19 protein-coding genes and 1 pseudogene are annotated in these 18,721 nt (G+C 40.9%); 1 reads left to right on the plus strand and 19 read right to left on the minus strand.

The annotated features are described in order from the left end of the window. Window positions 1-55: 55 nt before the first annotated feature. The 16 genes and pseudogenes from D7Z94_RS26170 to D7Z94_RS05275 form a co-directional block, all read right to left on the minus strand. Window positions 56-232: pseudogene (locus D7Z94_RS26170) on the minus strand (short-chain dehydrogenase/reductase); the annotation flags it as partial. Between the two features lie 243 nt (window positions 233-475). Then, window positions 476-1,276: a type 1 glutamine amidotransferase domain-containing protein gene (locus tag D7Z94_RS05205; RefSeq protein WP_120710438.1), complete on the minus strand. Its 801-nt coding sequence runs from the start codon at window positions 1,274-1,276 to the stop codon at window positions 476-478. A gap of 74 nt (window positions 1,277-1,350) precedes the next feature. Next, the gene (locus D7Z94_RS05210) at window positions 1,351-1,926 is read right to left on the minus strand and encodes a Crp/Fnr family transcriptional regulator (protein WP_120710439.1); all 576 of its coding nucleotides are present in this window, start codon (window positions 1,924-1,926) and stop codon (window positions 1,351-1,353) included. Between the two features lie 97 nt (window positions 1,927-2,023). Beyond that, window positions 2,024-2,926, minus strand: coding sequence for an alpha/beta hydrolase (locus D7Z94_RS05215; RefSeq protein ID WP_158594583.1), 903 nt, complete (start codon window positions 2,924-2,926; stop codon window positions 2,024-2,026). Window positions 2,927-3,040: 114 nt separating this feature from the next. Further along, window positions 3,041-4,153, minus strand: coding sequence for a DUF2891 domain-containing protein (locus D7Z94_RS05220; protein WP_120710441.1), 1,113 nt, complete (start codon window positions 4,151-4,153; stop codon window positions 3,041-3,043). A gap of 269 nt (window positions 4,154-4,422) precedes the next feature. Then, the gene (locus tag D7Z94_RS05225) at window positions 4,423-5,004 is read right to left on the minus strand and encodes a hypothetical protein (protein WP_120710442.1); all 582 of its coding nucleotides are present in this window, start codon (window positions 5,002-5,004) and stop codon (window positions 4,423-4,425) included. A gap of 60 nt (window positions 5,005-5,064) precedes the next feature. After that, window positions 5,065-6,081: a reverse transcriptase domain-containing protein gene (locus tag D7Z94_RS05230; RefSeq protein ID WP_120710882.1), complete on the minus strand. Its 1,017-nt coding sequence runs from the start codon at window positions 6,079-6,081 to the stop codon at window positions 5,065-5,067. Window positions 6,082-6,234: 153 nt separating this feature from the next. Then, entirely contained in the window at window positions 6,235-6,567 is a 333-nt protein-coding gene (locus tag D7Z94_RS05235) for a hypothetical protein (protein ID WP_120710443.1), read from the minus strand. 6 nt (window positions 6,568-6,573) lie between these two features. Continuing rightward, on the minus strand, window positions 6,574-7,407 hold the full coding sequence (locus D7Z94_RS05240; RefSeq protein ID WP_120710444.1) for a phosphoribosyltransferase: 834 nt from the start codon (window positions 7,405-7,407) through the stop codon (window positions 6,574-6,576). 145 nt (window positions 7,408-7,552) lie between these two features. Further along, a complete protein-coding gene (locus tag D7Z94_RS05245) occupies window positions 7,553-8,128 on the minus strand; it encodes an electron transport complex protein RnfA (RefSeq protein WP_120710445.1) in 576 nt (191 codons plus the stop codon). Window positions 8,129-8,130: 2 nt separating this feature from the next. Beyond that, window positions 8,131-8,736, minus strand: a complete 606-nt coding sequence (locus D7Z94_RS05250) for an RnfABCDGE type electron transport complex subunit E (protein WP_120710446.1) — start codon at window positions 8,734-8,736, stop codon at window positions 8,131-8,133. Window positions 8,737-8,915: 179 nt separating this feature from the next. Further along, complete coding sequence (locus D7Z94_RS05255) at window positions 8,916-9,518, minus strand: RnfABCDGE type electron transport complex subunit G (protein WP_245967138.1); 603 nt, start codon at window positions 9,516-9,518, stop codon at window positions 8,916-8,918. Continuing rightward, window positions 9,518-10,528, minus strand: a complete 1,011-nt coding sequence (locus D7Z94_RS05260; protein WP_120710447.1) for an RnfABCDGE type electron transport complex subunit D — start codon at window positions 10,526-10,528, stop codon at window positions 9,518-9,520. The genes D7Z94_RS05255 and D7Z94_RS05260 overlap by 1 nt, the downstream gene beginning before the upstream one ends. Window positions 10,529-10,534: 6 nt before the next feature. Beyond that, on the minus strand, window positions 10,535-11,863 hold the full coding sequence (gene rsxC, locus D7Z94_RS05265; protein WP_120710448.1) for an electron transport complex subunit RsxC: 1,329 nt from the start codon (window positions 11,861-11,863) through the stop codon (window positions 10,535-10,537). After that, window positions 11,856-12,746: a Fe-S cluster domain-containing protein gene (locus D7Z94_RS05270; protein ID WP_120710449.1), complete on the minus strand. Its 891-nt coding sequence runs from the start codon at window positions 12,744-12,746 to the stop codon at window positions 11,856-11,858. The genes rsxC and D7Z94_RS05270 overlap by 8 nt, the downstream gene beginning before the upstream one ends. Window positions 12,747-12,750: 4 nt before the next feature. Continuing rightward, the gene (locus tag D7Z94_RS05275; protein WP_120710450.1) at window positions 12,751-13,200 is read right to left on the minus strand and encodes a SoxR reducing system RseC family protein; all 450 of its coding nucleotides are present in this window, start codon (window positions 13,198-13,200) and stop codon (window positions 12,751-12,753) included. 230 nt (window positions 13,201-13,430) lie between these two features. On the opposite strand from D7Z94_RS05275, the gene D7Z94_RS05280 reads away from it, so the two are divergent. Beyond that, complete coding sequence (locus D7Z94_RS05280; protein WP_120710451.1) at window positions 13,431-15,617, plus strand: acylase; 2,187 nt, start codon at window positions 13,431-13,433, stop codon at window positions 15,615-15,617. A 134-nt stretch (window positions 15,618-15,751) separates the two neighbouring features. On the opposite strand, the gene D7Z94_RS05285 is transcribed toward D7Z94_RS05280, so the two are convergent. The 3 genes from D7Z94_RS05285 to D7Z94_RS05295 form a co-directional block, all read right to left on the minus strand. Then, window positions 15,752-16,408 (minus strand): hypothetical protein, encoded by a 657-nt coding sequence (locus tag D7Z94_RS05285; protein ID WP_120710452.1) that lies wholly within the window; start codon window positions 16,406-16,408, stop codon window positions 15,752-15,754. Between the two features lie 66 nt (window positions 16,409-16,474). Further along, the gene (locus D7Z94_RS05290; RefSeq protein WP_120710453.1) at window positions 16,475-17,218 is read right to left on the minus strand and encodes an SGNH/GDSL hydrolase family protein; all 744 of its coding nucleotides are present in this window, start codon (window positions 17,216-17,218) and stop codon (window positions 16,475-16,477) included. 78 nt (window positions 17,219-17,296) lie between these two features. Next, window positions 17,297-18,709, minus strand: a complete 1,413-nt coding sequence (locus D7Z94_RS05295) for a BNR-4 repeat-containing protein (RefSeq protein ID WP_120710454.1) — start codon at window positions 18,707-18,709, stop codon at window positions 17,297-17,299. Window positions 18,710-18,721: the final 12 nt, after the last annotated feature.

Here is an 18,721-nt window from a genome sequence, read left to right on the forward strand (position 1 = left end):
GTAGCCCATCAATCCGATTCAGCTTAAAATTCAGAAATATGCGTTTTAAGCTGTCCTAATTTATAATTGTTCCTCTTTTGTTTTTCTTAAAATAAGGAAGAATTGACTTTATACAATCAATTGCCTCAAAAAAGGTAACATTATACTGTCCTCTGACTTGATCGGTTGTGGCAGCTTCCAGTGTTCCAGTCACTCCATATTCGGTGTTATTTAAAAAGACATCAATTTTTCCAAATTTGGCGACACCTTTGCGATGGCTTGTTCAATCGTTTCCTTTTTTTAACATCAAGAGTCTCTAGGACAAGACTTTCATTTGGTATAAGATCTTGCCCTGCTTTAGGTTTGCGCATTGCGGCAATCACATTCCAGCCTTTTTGTGAAAATTACGAGTAATTACTTTCCTATCCCGTTGCTTTAATGGGTTGTTAAAATTGTATTTCCCATTATGCGGCTTTATTTTTTTTAATGGATGATATTAATTCAGTTTTTCCAGTAGAAGTTCAGCTACCAACTCGGAAGAAGCAGGATTTTGACCGGTAACCAATAACCCGTCTTCAACTGCATAAGGATTCCAATCGGCCCCTTTCGAATAAATTCCACCATTTTCCTTTAACACGTCTTCTACCGAAAACGGGACAACATTCGTAAAATCAATTGCTGCCTCTTCAGAATTTGAATATGCCGTTACCTTTTTTCCAGCTACAAGTGGTTTATCCTCTAAATCCTTGGTGTTCTTAAAGATGGCTGGACCATGACAAACGGAAGCTACTGGTTTATTGCTATTGTAGAAACCTTCTATTAAAGCTATTGATTTTTCATTATCGGCTAAATCCCATAATGGACCGTATCCACCAGTGTAGAAAACAGCATCATAATCCGTTTGCTTGGCGGTTTCCAATTTAATGGTTTTAGAAAACACGTTCTGCGCTTCCTTATCTTCATTGAACCTTTTAGTGGAAGAAGTCTGGAAGTCTGGTAATTCACTTTTAGGGTCAATAGGAGGTTTGCCACCTTTGGGTGAGGCTAGCGTAATAACAACGCCTTTATCCTTTAAAAAGTAATATGGGCCAGTAAACTCTTCAAGCCAAACCCCGGTTTTGTCGCCTGTAGTACCCAATTTATCATGACTTGTAATTACGAACAAAATCCTTTTCATTGTTTCTCTTTTTTCTTGTTTGGTATTTTTTTCTTGATTTGAAACCGTACTTCCTTTTGTCTTATTCCCACAAGAGAAAAGAAAAGCAGAACTTAATAATGCAATGAGTGCTTTTTTCATTTTATAATGATTTAATTACACTGCAAAATTGAGCTATACACCTCTCAAAAAAATTGATGTATGGTAAGAAACGATTACTGAGCGATTTCTTTTCTGATTCTACTAAGGCTCTCAGTTGTAATTCCCAAGTATGAAGCTATGTGGTAGTTTTTGACTTGTTGTTCTATCCTAGGGTAAGTTTTGACAAAAGATAAGTACCTATCTTTAGCAGGAAACGCTAAATTATTAAGGGTTCTTCTGTGAAAGGCTTCCATTCTCTTTTCCAGTTTTTTTCTAAAAAAGGTCTCAAAAGCCGGAATATCAAGATACAATTGTTCCATATTTTTTCTAGACAACCTATATAGCGTAGTATCTTTAATACATTCAATATTCATCATGGCCTTGGTCCCCGAGAAAAAAGCAGTGTAATCACTAATCCACCAATCTTTGATAGCAAACTGCAAGGTGTGATCTTTACCAAATTCATCAATAAAGTAGCATCTTAAACAGCCTATATGGACATAGTGTGTATATGAAACTTTTTCTCCACTCCTCAACAAAACATCACCTTTCTTCAAAGTTATTTTTTTGAATTTAGGACCAAGAATTTTCAGCTCTTCTGAAGAAAATATGGTTGGATCAAATATTTCTTGTAAAAAAGGATTCTTCATTTTTTAATCAATTACTCACAACATAGGCATACAGATCATATAATCTATAGATCTTTTACGTGCACACTAAAAGTAGACAACCTTATGAAGTGTGCCGTTAACCATTTCCAAATAGTGTTTTGATGAAGTTTACGATTACCGCCCTGTAGATACTTTTTTCTGAAAGTGATATATTTTTCCACAATTCGCCATGTGATAGATCATAGCTATATAAAACTTGCATATCCCTAAACTCCGTTTCGCGTATTTTTTCCTCAAAAAGCTTTGAGTAATTGTACAAAGTATTGTCGCTGATGAGCAGCATAGGAATCGATAAATTTTTGAGGTAGGTTACGGGCGAGGCATTTTTAAAGTCTTTGTCTGTGCTACCGAAAACAGCTTCAACATGTAGCTTGGCAAGTTCCGGCCTACCCCCGTTCAAAAATACATTATGGTAATCAACGATATCATAGGTTCCTGAAATCGGTATTACCCCTTTGAATATTTCAATGGAAAGGCCTACTTGGTTTAAATAGGTATTGTCCAAACTTATTAATGCGGACAAATGAGCTCCAGAGGAATATCCCCCGATAAAAAAAGCTCCTTTATCATACCCGTAGGTATCGGCATTATCGTGCAACCATTTAACGGATGCTGCCACATCTTCAATGTGTCTTGGATGCTGGATTCCTTTATCTAAAGTTGAATCGCGCCATGTGGCAGGGCTCAATCTATGTCCAATACTTGCTACGGCAATTCCCTGTGCTGCGAACCTTTTGGCCAGATCCATTTCTTGATTTCTATCCCCATAGGACCAAGCACCCCCACCTATCCATATCAATAACGGATAGTTCTCCTTATTTGAAGGTAAGACCAAGTTCAATCTTTGAAGACTGTCATTGGAAACCGATTCCTTGCTCAAGTAGGAAAGGTCATTGTAAACCGTGAAATCCTCCGATTGCCCGAAGGAAATATGGCAAACCAGTAATACAGCGGTCAATACTAATATTGCTTTTTTCATTTTGTTGGTCTTAGTTATACACAACGTTTGGCTTATCTGTGTTTTAATGCAATTTAGCTTTTGTTGGCCGTGGTTTTTATTTATTCTCATGTGAATTCTTGTATTTCCTTAGGTTTATTGCTGCGCTTCGATTTTCGTTTTGAAGGCATACAATGCAAATGAACCTAGCCAATGTTGTCCTGCATAATCTCCATCCGTGATTTTGGAAAGTGAGTAATCCAAATGCTCGTTTGCCAAATTGTAGGCATTGTTATTATCTTTCAATGGGTAGAGACACCAAGCCCTTGAGAAATTTACACCATCCAAATGGACCAAATGACCATCGGAACGATCTTTTACCTGTCCGGGGCTTAAAGATAAGTTCTGATTAAACAAAGCAGGCAAAAACGCTTTGGACCACTTCTTGAATTCTTCCTCCGAGAGCACTTTGCGCATAATGTCAATTTCTTGCAAACAAGGTGAAAGGAAATCATGTCCACTGGGTTCCCAAGTAATTGGGCAATCTTTGTCCGTACTATAGAATCGGATTGCCGCTTTTTTAATGGCGTCGGCCAAAGTTTTATTTCCTACTGTTTGTGCGTAGTCATAGGCAAAACTGATTCCAAAAGCAGTATTGGTATGCGTACCTACCCGAATAGGGTAAACCAATTTTGGAAGATATTCGATATAGGCCTTTGAAATATAAGCTGTTAATGGTTTTAGGTTATTGTACCACTTTTGCGCTAAGGGATTATCCCAGGTGAACAGCTCCTCTTGAAGTTTGAGCAACCAAGCCCAGCCATATAATCTTTCAAAAGACTTGCTTTCCGGATTCAATGAAAAATAGGCCACTTCTTTTTCGATGTTTTGGGCAGTAAGATTTTCATCAAGCATTTGGATCGCTTCTTCTTTTTTGGCGAGGTCGGGGAAGTTTTTTAACAAGTAGACCAATGACCAATGGCCATGTACCGCAGAATGCCAGTCAAAGCAGCCATAGAAAGCGGGATGATGATCTACCGGCATGGCCAAATCGCTTTCCTTTGCTACTACTAATCCTGACTTGTAGGGAAGTGGGTTTTGAATACAGCCCAGCGGCAATTCCATAAGCCGGTTGGCCTCTTTGATGTCCAGCTCTATTTTCTTTGTATTTTTAACCGGTTGTGTTGAAGAGTTTTCTTTTTGTATTTCAACAATACAGGAACCTAATAAAATACCTATGCTACTTAGGAGGAGAAATCTATGCTTCATTAATTTTGGGTCAATCGTTTATATATGTGTTTTTTTCATTGGCATTTAAACCTTTATCCCTGTTTAATATCAGGGGATTAATTAAAAGGTTACCAATGGTCTCTGTATGATTAGTTGGGGACTTTTCTAAATTGTTACTTTATATGCGGCGGAAAACGTCCGCCTAAATGTTAAAGATAATTTATTGCAAAAATTTACAAGCCTGTACTGAGCGAAGTCGAAGCATGGAAATTCCGATTGCATTAATCCTGAAACATGTTAGGATTAATTTATATAAGTTTCACTTTTTCCGTGCAATTCAGACAGCTCAGGGTATCATTTATTATTTTGAGTTCCGTTCCCATATATTCCGGTTTTTCATTATGAAAATCCAAGCTTAAATTACCATTTTCAAAAGTGTAATTCCCCATGTTTTCGTTGTTCAAGTGAGCATCGTATGTTTCTGATAGAAACCTTCCATTGTTAAATAGCCTTATTTTAATTGTAGCTGTTGCATATTTTTCATTTTTGTTTATTCTATTGAACGAAAGTTTTGGTTTGCCAAGGACTGATTTCACATAATTTTCTCTTGGTAAAATCACTAGAAAAACTAAAATTACAATGATTATGCTGGCAATTAATCTATAATTCCTCCAATGATTTTGTGTAAACATTATTATTGAATTCAGTAGAAGTCCAGAGGCAATTATGAAAAACAGAGCGCCAAATACCGACATTCCAATTTGGCCTTGATCCGTAAATATTCTTTTTCCGGGGATTTTCAATTCGATTAACGGGTAAGCTAATAAAGTTATTGAGCTTAAGACAAGTACTTGCCCGATTATACGAAGTACTTTAATAAATCGATTCATTAAATGGGTCAAAATTGCGCCTAACAGTTTTATATCCGCTGTTATTAGCTGCTGTGCTTTTCAGTTCATTAATGTTTTCAGGAATTTTTTGTACTCTATGAATTCCTCATCTTTAGGATTAACAAAAACAACATAGGAAATCTTACCATATAAATGGTATAAGTAATTTCTTTGAGTTATTTGCTTAAATTTTTTATGAGAGTCTAAGTCTTTTGTTTTAATATGATAAATTTCTTGCCTCAATTTTAACCTTTCTTTTCTAGGAACTTGACTTTTTTCATTAACCACAATGCCAGTTACTATTTGTTGTTGACCGCGTTTCATTATTTTGGTTTTACAATTCAAGTCTAAGTCCAATTCCTTAAGTAATACTGATATATAATCTATTGCCTCTTTCTCATTAAAATCTCCAGAAAGCGTAATATCATCGGCGTATCGAGTATATCTAATTTTTTTGCTTAAACAAAAATCAGCTAGTTTAGAATCAAAACCCTTCATGAAAAGGTTTGAAAGATAAGGGCTTGTTGGTGCACCTTGTGGCAATGAATTATTTAAAGTGCAGAGTTTTGACAATAGATTTGAAATCAAATCAGAGTATCCTAATCCTCTAAATATATTCTCAACTTTGTCTGTAGTTATAGATGGGAAAAAATTCTCGATATCAAGAGTAACGACTTTGTTTTGGTTTATATGATATCTAGTATTTTCTAGTATATTGGATTTCTTTTTGTAAGCTTTTGCAAAAGCACTGACTTTTATATTCTCTAAGATTTCTTCTAAAATAAACTTATGTATGATTTTCAAGTTGGGAAGGGGCTCTGAAATTTCTCTTGGCATGCCCGATCTTTTTGCAATAGTAAAATTTCTATAATAAGATTTCGTATAGATAGCTGCTCTCTTTACATATGTTTTTCTTAAACCGACAAGTTTGGATAAATGGGATGTATTGTAAATTACAGGAAGCCCTTTTTCTATTAAGGGTAGAGCATAATTTAGACAATCAGTTATTTCTAAATCGGTAAGACCGGTTTTTAGAGCCTTGGCTTCAAATTTTTTTTTATAGATTTCAAATTCCATTTGAATCTTTAATTGAGCGAACCGAAGTTCGCTCAATTTGGAATAAACTTTTCAAAAGGTCGGAGGTACTCGGAGGCCTTTTGAAAAGTTGATGAGCTTGAAATTCAGTTCTTTTACAGATTAATGACTCACTAATCTGGTATGCAAAGCATACTATTCTTTAAACTTTATTTTGAAAGTCAACTCATTACTTCTTGGAATAAATATATCACTTTTTTTCATTTTTTTAATCAGGCTTTTTTCGTCCTGCTTTATCCAAGATTTTTTATCTGTTTTTTTATAAGTGGTTGCTAACTCCTTTAGCATTTTTTCTCCATGCTGAGATAAAATAACAGAGTCTTCTGTTTCAGTAATATATTTTTTATTGAGTATAAATCTAATTAGTTCGAGAATTTCTTTATACCTCAAACCTTCATGTATAAGTTCATTTATACTTGTATTGTTTTTTACCTTTAAAAGGGACAGGTATATATGTTTTTCATTCATAATTGATTATCTAGGAAATGGTGCTTTGTGCAGTGTTTCTCGATAATAATATTCATGCCAAAAAATAGGAAATGTATTATTAGGTGTTCGGATTAATGACAATAGAGCTTCGGATTCTTCAAATCCTAGGCTGAATTTAGGTTTAAACTTCAGTTTCCTTTCCATCAACTTCATCAAACTTTTTCTTCTCATTTGTTCTTCATCAAAGAAATAATCAGTAATGCCCTTTTTTTCAATATGAGAATAGTAAGCCTTTATTTCTTTTTTATTTACTAAGTTTAGACCATCATTATGAATAGCGATTGATATCAAAATCAATTTTTCCAAAGGTATTTTATACGATTCTATAGTTTTAATACATGTTTCAAGCGTTTTTCCTGAACCAACAAAGTCATCTACGAGAATGAGAAATTCATTCTCTTTGAGTTTTAACTTTCTTAATGACTTGTATTTGGTAATTATATTTTTGCCTCCTTTATCAATATGGTCCAGATATTCAATATAATTTAGGATACCAACTACTGGGTAAATCAAAGATAATCCGCTTTTCAATTTGTGACTGTCGTACGGTTTTACAACGGGGAAGAAATAAAATCTTTCTGCTTTTTTTATTAGTTTATCTTCTATTTTTCTGAAAATATCTAATATTTTTTTATCATACTGATTATTGCCTATCCACGTAAACTTTTCCAATAACTCAAGAATTAGATCAATTTCAATTTTGTTTAAGTTGGTAAAAAGTTGAAACATTTTTTTTTCTACGGATTTATGAAGAGGATTTTTTTTCCATCCTTTAGTTTTAATAATATTCTGATAATCTAGTAGTTGTTTTGTAGTCATTAATTATTTTTCGCAAATCTATTTTTTGTATTACAGCTAACAATGGTATAGCATCAATAACCGCTATAGGGTATACGATTATTGGTCTTAGGCTTCCGTTAATACGGCAATGTACTATTTTTTAGCGGATCCGTAAATAGTATTCTTACACCAGCCCAGCAAAGCCTAAAAAGGCCAGCGATAGGAGTCCGGCTACCAAGAGGTTAATGGGAACGCCTTTCATTCCCTCGGGGAGATCGGCCAGTTCCAGGAATTCGCGGATACTGGCAAAGACTACCAGGGCCAAGGAAAATCCTATAGCATGGGAGAGTGCAAAGAATACCGCCTTTAACAGACTGCCATTCTCCAGCCCCAGGGCCAGAATGGCTACGCCCAAGACTGCACAGTTGGTGGTGATCAAGGGGAGGAACACCCCAAGGGCCTGGTATAGGGGTGGACTTACCTTTTTTAAGATGATCTCTACCATCTGTACCAAGGCGGCGATGACCAAAATAAAGGTAATGGTGCGAAGATAATCCAGCCCGGAGGGTATCAGAATATATTGGTGCAGCAAATAGGTGACCGTAGTAGCAATAGTCATCACAAAGAGTACGGCCCCGGACATCCCCACAGAGGTGGATATTCGGTTGGATACCCCCAAAAAGGGACATATCCCCAAAAACTGGGAGAGTACAATATTGTTGACGAATACGGCCGCTATAAGGATAACCAGATAGTCCATACCTAGGAAGTTTTAGGGGTTAATCTTTGGAAGAGTACAGCTAAATACGCCAGGGCTATAAAGGCTCCAGGAGGCAAAATGAACAGGATAAAGGTATTGGCATCCTCACCCACGAACTTGATGTCAAAAATACTACCGCTACCCAGGATTTCACGTGTGGCCCCTAGGGCAGTAAGGGCAATGGTAAAGCCCAAGCCCATACCCAGCGCATCCAGAATGGAGGAGAACAGATTGTTCTTGGAGGCAAAGGCCTCGGCCCGCCCCAAGATCAGACAGTTGACTACGATCAAAGGGATAAAGATGCCCAACTGCTCGTATAAAAAGGGGATATAGGCCTCCAATACCATTTCCACCACGGTGACAAAGGAAGCGATAATAATGATAAAGGCCGGAATCCGAACCTTGTTCGGTATTTGCGATTTGATCAGGGAAACAACTACATTGGACATCAATAGGACGAACAGGGTAGCCACTCCCATCCCTAGCCCGTTAAAGGCCGATGAGGTTACTCCTAGGGCAGGACACATCCCCAAAAGCATTACAAAGACCGGATTCTCCTTGAGGATGCCCTTTAAAAAGTTCTGCTTTTGATCGAGTGTTTTGTTCATGGGTCTTGGTTAGTTGTTGGTTGTCTGTTGCTGGTTGTTTGTTATTGAGTTACTATGTTATTGAGTTATTACTGGTTATTGAATTATTTTTAACTGTCAATTGTTTAACGCTATCCGCTAATCGCCTACCGCTTCGTCCACCATCAACCATTTACTTATTACTTTTTACTAAACACTTATCACTGTTCATTGTTCACTGCCCATTGCTCCTTCTGTTCCACAAAGACATTATACGCCAATTGTGTGGCTTCGGTAAAGGCTCGCGTTGTAATGGTGGCCCCTGTTAAGGCATCTACTTCCCCTCCATCTTTCACCACTTTTAGATCGTATCGGCTCGGATCCTTATCCCGAAATTGCCTCAGAAACTTTTCGCCCTTCATCTTTGTGCCTAGCCCTGGGGTTTCTTTTTGTTCCAAAACGGAGATATTATAAATACGTCCATCCAGGGTAAAGCCTACCATGATCTTTACGAGGCCACTATATCCTTTTTCTGAAAATCCCGTGACCGCAGCCCCAACGAATTCCCCATTCTGAAAAGCAGGATAGATTTCAATACTGTCTTTTGCGGATTCCGGTTTAACGATTACGACTTCCGAAACCGCATCATTATCAAATTCGGGTAGGACCGTTTTGAGGGCATTGACCTTTTTGGCCAATTTGGCTTTGGCCTTAGGTTCCAAGGTGATGTCGTTTACATAGCCTAGGGAGAATCCTGCTGCCAAGGTGATGACCAAAAGGGACAGCGCCATATTGAGGAAAGTCGATTCTTTTTTCTGCATCATTATACGATTTTGGCCTTTATTTTGGAACCGAATCTACGCGGCTTGAAATATTTGTTGATCAGGGGTACAAAGGCGTTCATAATCAAAATGGCAAAGGATATCCCTTCCGGATAGGATCCGAACAACCGGATGATAACCGTAATTACCCCAATGCCTATGGCAAAAATCAGCATCCCTTTTTTGGTCACCGGACTGGTCACCAGATCGGTCGCCATATAAAAGGCCCCGAGGATGGCACCTCCGGATAATACATGTATCAAGGGATTGGCATACTGTTCTGAATCTGCCCACCAGAAAATCCCGGTCATCAGGGCTAGGGTCCCCAATACGGCTACCGGAATATGCCATGTGATTACTTTTCGGGCGATGAGGTATAAACCACCCAGGAGTAGGGCTAAGGCTGACATTTCGCCCAGCGATCCGCCGGTAATCCCCAAAAACAGATTGAGATGGGAGGGGAGTTGGGCGCTCAATTCCGTCATGGTTCCCCCAAATTGAAGCCCGTCCTTGATGATTCCCAAGGTAGTGGCCCCGGTAACGGCATCGGCTAGGGTCGTGTTGTTTTCGACGGCGGTGGGCCATAAGGTCATCTGTACCGGAAAGGAGACCAAGAGAAATACCCGGCCTACCAAGGCAGGATTAAAGATATTGTACCCCAGACCTCCAAAGGACAACTTGGCAATGCCTATGGCTACCAAACTCCCCACAATAATCATCCAAATGGGTAAGCCCGCGGGTAGGTTGAAGGCCAACAAAATTCCGGTAATCAAAGCGGAACCATCAGCTATGGTGATTTCCGCTTTTAAAAGGTATTTCTGGATCAGATATTCGAACAAGAGACAGGAAACAACGGCCGTTGCCGTGGCAATAAAGGCATTGATTCCGAACACATACAGCGAGACCAGAAAAGCGGGAACCATGGCAATGACCACATCATACATGATTCGTTTGGAAGTCCGGTCGGAATGTACATGGGGTGAGGCGGAGATAACAATAGGAGGGCTATCCATACGTTCTTAGTTCTTTGAGACGTCCAACTTTTTGACAATACTTTTTCCAAATCGGATGTAATCCAAGAGGGGTCTGTGCGAAGGGCATACATAGCTGCACGAACCACATTCTATACAGGTGAGGATATCCTCCTGACCGGCATGCTCGAACATCCCTTTTTCCGATAGGTTCATCAATAAGTGAGGTTCCAATCCCATGGGACAGACCGATACACATTCGCCACAGCGGATACAGGGTTTGGTCTCGCCCCGGCTAGCCTCATCCTCGGAAATAACCAATATGCCCGAAGTGCCTTTGGTTACCGGAACATCCGTATTTTTTAGGGCTTTCCCCATCATAGGGCCGCCATTCACAATTTTACGGGTACCTTCCGGCATACCGCCCACTTCGGTAATCAGGTCTTTTATAGGCGTCCCTATCTTTACCCAAAAGTTGGAGGCCTTCCCCATTTTCTTGCCCGTGACTGTTACTACGCGTTCGATTAAAGGCTTGTTATGCTGCACAGCTTGGTAAATGGCAAAAATAGTCCCCACGTTATGCACAATTACACCCACATCCAACGGCAATCCATTTTTTGGAACTTCCCGCTTTAACAGCGCCCGGACCAATTGTTTTTCACCACCCTGAGGATATTTTACCTGTAGGGCGGCCACTTGAATCTTGGGTTCTTGTAACATCAATTTTTTGAAGGTTTCTATGGCATCCTTCTTGTTGTTTTCAATACCAATGATCGCACGGGGAACGTTTAGGGCATACATCAAGATTTGAATCCCCATTAAGATTTCTTCGGCCTTTTCCAGCATTAATCTATGGTCTGCCGTCAAATACGGTTCGCATTCCACTCCGTTGATAATCAGGCAATCGATTTTTTTATCCGCCTTTATATTCAGTTTTACGTGCGAGGGGAAGGTGGCGCCCCCTAGCCCAACGATACCATAATCGGAAATGCGTTGCAATATCTCCTGGGGTTCCAATTCGATTTCCTTTTTCAACGGATACTCGGTTTCCACAAAATTGGACGCATTCTTGGCATCCGTCCGGATGACGATACATTGCTTTTTGTAGCCCGTACTATCTACGATCATATCCAACTTGGTCACGGTCCCGGCCACAGGGGAATGAATATTCGAAGAGACAAATCCACCCGATTTGGCAATGACCTGACCTATATCCACTTTATCCTTTCGATCCACCACAATCTCCGCAGGGATTCCTATATGCTGCGCTATAGGCACGTAAACCACTTTGGGTACCGGCAATCGTTGTATCGGCTTGGATGAGGTCAACTTGTTCTCTGGAGGATGAATACCTCCTTTTGGGAAGGTCTTAAGCATGGTCTATCAGATTAACCGATTTCACTTCCGCTCCTTGGTCAACTTCTACTTTTTTTACCTTTTTCTTGGGGAAATTGGTCTCAATGATGGAATCGGTAGGGCAGACCGGAACGCATTTTCTACAAAGGGTGCAATACTCCGGATCAATATAGGCGAGATTGTTCACCATGGTAATGGCTTCCTTGGGACAGATATCGAAACATTTGGAACAACCTATACAGGCCACGGAACATGCTTTTCTGGCAATGCCGCCCTTGTCCTCGTTGAGACATCCTACAAAAATTTTAAGGTCCCGTTTGTGCTTGGGGCGCATTTCAATGATGTCCCTTGGGCAGGCCTCGGCACACATACCACAAGAGGTACATTTATCGGTGATGACCACGGGTAAACCTGTAGTCTCGTCCATATACATGGCATTGAACTTACAGACCGCTACACAGTCCCCATCGCCCAAACATCCATACTGGCAATCCGTTTCACCACTGTAGATCAAGGCGGAAATCGCGCAGGATTTCGGTCCTTGAAATTCACTGGTTTTGGGTCGTACATCGCAAGCACCCTGACAGCGTACCACGGCAACCGTGGGGTCTTTTTCCGCCACTTCTTTGCCCAAAGCCTCGGATACCAATTGCATAACATCATTCCCCCCAACAGGGCAGAACAAATCGGATATGTCATCCGTATCAACCAATTTTTCAGCGAAGGCTTTGCATCCCGGAGAACCGCATCCGGCACAATTGGCGGCGGGGAGCAAATCTTCCACTTCGGCAATCAAAGGGTTTTCATATACGTAAAACTTTTTGGAGACGACATAGAGCACCATAGCCGCCGTTACCCCTAGGGATGCCAGTAAAAGAACGCTATAGATTATGGAGTACGTCATGCTATTACACTTTTAGGATTGAAATTTTAAAGGCCTCGGTAAACACGTTCTTTAGCAAATAAAGGAAGAGGTAGTAGGGGACCAAGATCGAGAGCGATAGTAGCCCGGCCATCCATTCCTGTAGAAATCCCGAAGCGATCCATAAGGTGGCTATCACCAAAACAAAGGGAAATACATAGGCCCAAAAGACGGCCTTAAGGCCGGTTTCCTTTTTAAGGACCACGGCTACGGGCTCATTTATGGAAAAGGCCTCTTTGGAATCGGAGACTACCACTTCCTTGGAGCCAGAATCCGCAATTCCACAGGTCCCTTTGGCACGGCAGGACTCACAATGGACATTTTCGTCCAAGGAAACGGTCAGTGAATTCCGTTCAATTCTGGATATCTTCCCAAAATGGATAAAGGTATCGTTCGCTGTCGGTGCCGTATTCATCATCACATACTTTAGCTGCATTAGGGTAAAAATAGAAGAAATGCCCCACCTATTTTATGACATATGTCAGGTATTGGGTGTGAGAATAGTTGATTGCTAATCAATACTTTAGAAAACCGGAACAAGCAGTACATCTTTTGGGGAATCGCGAAATAAGCGTATGGCATGCAAGTGCCAACAGCCTCGATTTTTTTACGCATTAATTAGTATTTCACGGATAAGACATTTATTTTCATCCCAAATCTTTAGGAATGAAATACCAACTTCTTTCTATTCTTTGTTTCGTCGGCATGGTTTCTTGTAAGACTGAAACCACCACTGATTCTGAAGTATCACAATGGCAGGCCCAAGCCGAAAACATTAGCATTATTCGTGATGACTTTGGCGTGCCCCATATTTATGGAAAAACGGATGCCGATGCGGTTTTTGGACTGCTTTATGCGCAATGTGAGGACGACTTTTACCGGGTAGAACAGAACTATATCTGGGCCACGGGCCGGCTTGCTGAGGTGGAGGGCAAAGAAGCTTTATACAGTGATCTAAGGGCCAAGTTGTTTATGACCGAGGAAGAGGCCAAGGCGAACTATGAGGAAAGTCCGGAATGGCTAAAAAAACTCTGCAATGCCTTTGCGGACGGAATCAATTATTACCTGTATACCCATCCCGAGGTTGAACCTAAGTTGTTGACCCGTTTTGAACCTTGGATGCCCATGTACTTTAGTGAAGGCTCCATTGGTGGCGATATTGAACGGATTTCCACTGAAGAAATCAAGGTGTTCTATGAAAGTAGTATGGAAATTCCAGAGGTAGAGGAATTGGAGATGAATAAAAAGGAGGCGATGGCCGAACCTCAGGGATCAAATGGGATTGCCATATCCGGAGCGTTGACCCAATCAGGGAATCCCCTGTTATTGATCAATCCGCATACCTCATTTTACTTTCGGGGCGAGGTTCATGTGGTTAGTGAAGAAGGACTTGATGCGTACGGTGCAGTTACCTGGGGCCAGTTTTTTGTATATCAGGGATTCAATGAAAAGACCGGATGGATGCATACCAGTACCTATACCGATGTGCTGGACGAGTTTAAGGAAACCCTGGTTAGGATGAATGACCAATTGTTCTATCAATATGGTGAGGAATTGCGTCCCGTAAAAACTTCTGAAATCATCCTAAAATATAAGGAGGGTGATGGTATTAAAGAAAAGTCATTTCCCGCCTACCATACACATCATGGGCCTATAACCCATATGGAGGATGGGCTGTGGACGGCCACTGCCATGATGTGGGAACCGGTGAAGGCCCTGGAGCAATCCTATATCCGTACAAAACAAATTGGATACCAAGGTTTTCGAAAGATGATGGATATCCGGACGAACTCTTCCAACAATACCGTATATGCCGATGCGGAAGGAAACATTGCCTACTTTCATGGAAACTTCATTCCAAAACGGGATACACGCTTTGATTATACCAAGCCCGTAGATGGCAGGAATCCCAAAACCGATTGGCAAGGACTTCATACGGTAGATGAAAATATACTGGTGCTCAATCCGGCGAATGGCTGGATACAAAACTGCAACTCTACGCCTTATACCGCTGCTTTGGAACACGGTCCAAAACGGGAAAATTACCCAAAATACATGTCCCTGGACCGGGAAAACTTTCGTGGGGTACATGCCATTGGCCTGTTAAAGGATAGAAAAGGATATACTTTGGATAGTCTCATAAAATTGGCGCATGATCCTTATCTGCCTGCTTTCGAGGCATTGATTCCCGGCCTGATCGAAGCGAGTGATGGCATCACTCGACCTACCGAGGCCTTTGCTTCGGCTATAAACGTACTTCGCGAATGGGATTATACGACTTCAAAGGAATCCGTGGCCATGACATTGGCGCACTATTACGGTACACTGTATTTGGAACAAGGTAATCGCCCCAATGGGCTTGGCGGAATGGAATTAATAAACTATTTCGGAAGTAGTTCGCCAAAAGGAGAACGGATATCCATTTTTACTGCAGTCTTGGACCGTTTAACAACGGATTTTGGTATCTGGAACATACCTTGGGGGGAGGTTAACCGCTACCAGCGACTGAACGGGGATATTTATCAAGCTTTTGATGACGACAAGCCCAGTATTCCCATCGGTTTTGCTTCGGGGAGATGGGGTGCGTTGGCAGCGTATGGCGCACGTTATGACAACAACACAAAAAAAATCTATGGTACTCGAGGGAACAGTTTTGTTGCCGTTGTTGAGTTTGGGGATACGGTAAAGGCAAAAAGTATCCTAGCCGGGGGCCAAAGCGGAGACCCCAATTCCCCTCATTTTGGTGATCAAGCATTGCCGTATGCCAATGTGGAATGGAAAGATGTGGCGTATTATAAGGAGGACGTGCTAAAAAGAGCGAAGGAGACTTATAAGCCCGGGTCAAGGGAGTGATGTTTAAATGTGCCTATGGTGTTTAGTGTAACAATTTGAAAATGTTTGATTTGAAGATTTGACTCTTGGAATTTGATATTTGTGATTTGGAAATTTAACCAAAGCAAAGGATTGATTGCCAACTATGGACCGTTCTACTCTTTCGTGATAATAAGCGTTGCTTTGGAGCCGGCGGACAGTAACCATTTATTGGAATAAATCAATTGTCCTTGATCGTCATATACATCCACCTGTGCCGTATTTGGTGGTGACGAACCTACGTTTAGCGCTTCAAAATCCAATTTGTTGAAACCCTTTTGCAAGTCTATGTTTACTCCTTTAAAGGAGCCGGTAAGTAATACATTAGGGTCTATCACTTGGTCGTTCAGGTAAATCTTGACTCGATCACCATCTACGAATTCGTGGTCTCTGCAGATAACACCTACAAATTTTCCGTTACTTTTTACATCGCCCATGTACATATCTCCAAAATGTTCCTTGGAACCCTCCTTTGGTTTTCTTGGGCCTACTTTGGGATCTATTTTCATCCCATGCCCAGCTTGAACCAGTTCCCGATCCGGCAACATTTTTACCGGGTTATTTGATAGGGAATCCATAAGGTTTGATTCCGGCTTGTCGTCTATAATGGAAGGAATATTGAGTATACTGCTCTGACTGGGCTTTCCAATGGGGTCTATTTTGTTCGCTGCTTCAATTTTCAGTGGTTTTTGGGTAGGAATATCCGTTTGGGCATACATTAAAGAAGAAGCCAACCCAAGGAAACACAGTACAAAAATCGGTTTTAGCTGCATAGTACTATCCTCGATAAATACGAAATAAAGATAACAAATACCCTGCCATAGGGGCTTAAAGCGGTGTTAAATTCCAAAATATTCGATGACCGTATCGGCTATCAATCGGTGTCCTTTTGTATTGGGATGAATGGGGTCCGTATCATAGCAATCTGCCCTATTTTTGTATAGGGGGGTGTTAATATCCACTACGCCCATGACCGATCCATGATGGAAATCCAAAACAATTTTCTTAAACTCCTGGAGTACTTCCTCGTCGTATTTTGGATATGGATTCCGATACCCATAGCTGGTTTCCTGCGTGTTGGGAGAAATAGGAGCAACATCCAGGACCAAAGGGGGAGGGGTTAAAAGTATGGCCGTAATATTCCTTTGTTTTATTTTTTCCAAAAAGGTGTAAATGCCGGTTTTGTAGCTATCAAAAAGTGCTTGGGAAGGAGGGCCATAAATGCCACAGTTAATGCCATAACAAAAGGTGATGATATCCACCGGCTCATTATCCAATAGGGTATCCAGGCGTTCAAACAGGTAGGGTCTGGGGCCGGGATGGTGTTCTTCCGTAAGGCCGGTAACGGTTTCACTACTTTTGCCCCAATTCCCGAATTTAAGGCTCATTTCCGGGTGGTTCGCTGTGTAGTGTTTTTGTAACAATTCCACATAACCTTGCTTGTTCCCGTAGGTAATACTATCACCTAAACAGCCGATTACTTGATTTTTTTTAAGCGTAGGTCTACTGTTGGAAAGGCAACCCAAAAAGGAGCTGCCCATAAGAACGATGGAGGAATGGGCTAAAAATCGTCTTCTATCCATTAATAGGTAAGGTTAAGATCAAAAATAGAAATTACGCCAATCAAATGAAATAGGGACGAGGATAAAAAATGACTTTTATTAATTATGAGATTTTATGGGCTTTTCAGTATTGGCATTCATGGTATAGGGTAATTTATAAATAGTACCATTAAAATCCCCAAAGAAAAGCTCGGACTTACCGAATTTTTGAGGATCTCCATTCGCCCAAAAGAACTGGAAGGGTGCTTTTGCCCGTATAGGCCTTCGAACATAGGAGTGGTTCCATGGACTGGAACTGGTGATTTGTTTTTCCTTTTTCCAATGTTCTCCTTTATCCCTTGATATCCAGACGGCAATCTCCCCGCCAGTGCCATACTTTTGGGGACCTGGTTCCGTAGGGCCCACTATTTTCCAGCTATCCTTTTCGAGATACAGACTGCCCATATCATAATTATGATCGGAACTGCACACTACGGTCGTTTCCCAGTTTTTGCCCGTCCACTTAGTAATGCGCCATTCATAGGGCCTGTTTTTGGGTCCGGGCTCGTGGCCATTACTGGTTATATATAACAGAATAGGATGACCGTTTTGATCAAACCGCATATCCTTTAAGTAGACATTTTTCTTCTGGGAGTCATAATCTATTACCCTGGCGGGGCTGTCAATACTATGAATGGGAAGCAAAAGGGTATATTGCTGAACCGTGGTCCAGGTTTTTCCATTGTCCTCACTTTGAAGGTAGTATAGGTCTGTTCGGGCATCAGGATGGCCATTATTGTGACGGTTAAAAAAAGTAGCGAGTTTTTCACCTCCTTTGAAGGAACTGCTGACCTGATAATGACCGCTACGGTTATTTTCACCGGATGGGATTCCAGCCAGTTTTTGGGTAGGGGACCATTCCGTTCCGTTGGTGCTGGTTTCAAAATAGAGTTCTCGGACGCCGGTGTATTTGGTAAAAAAATGAAAAAATCCTGTATCCGTATGCCATACCTGTGGATAGGTGAATTCTTCTTCAGCTACCATTTCGAACTTTTCGATAGACAAGGGCTCTGTACTTCGCAACTTAATGCCTTTACGTTTTGTTCCACGACCACTGACAAATACCCAAATATGATCATCATCACCCATGTAAATTACAGGATTGTCATGCGGGTCGTCCACGTCCATTTTGTCATAGACTACCGTGGGTTTGTTTACCGTTAAGGTCTTATGGTCAAAAGAGCCGATCATACAAAGTAAATGTCTTTTATCCTCGCTGGGCGTGCCACCATATACGAAAAAGGTTTTATCAGCTTTTGGGGAATAGACCGCCAGTGGAATGTGCTTTGCGGTATAGGTGCCCAGACCTCCCGAGTATTTATCGCCATAGGTATATTTTTGGTTCAGTTCAAACCAAATACCCCGATAACCATTTATTTTGGTATTTCTTAAATCCAGGGTGTCCTGAGAGAGAAGCAGGTTGCCAAAAAATAGAAATACGGTAAGAAAAACGGAAAACCTACATGATATCATTGGCTACATTGA

This window comes from Ulvibacterium marinum (genome assembly GCF_003626755.1).
GTDB classification, from domain to species: Bacteria; Bacteroidota; Bacteroidia; order Flavobacteriales; family Flavobacteriaceae; genus Ulvibacterium; species Ulvibacterium marinum.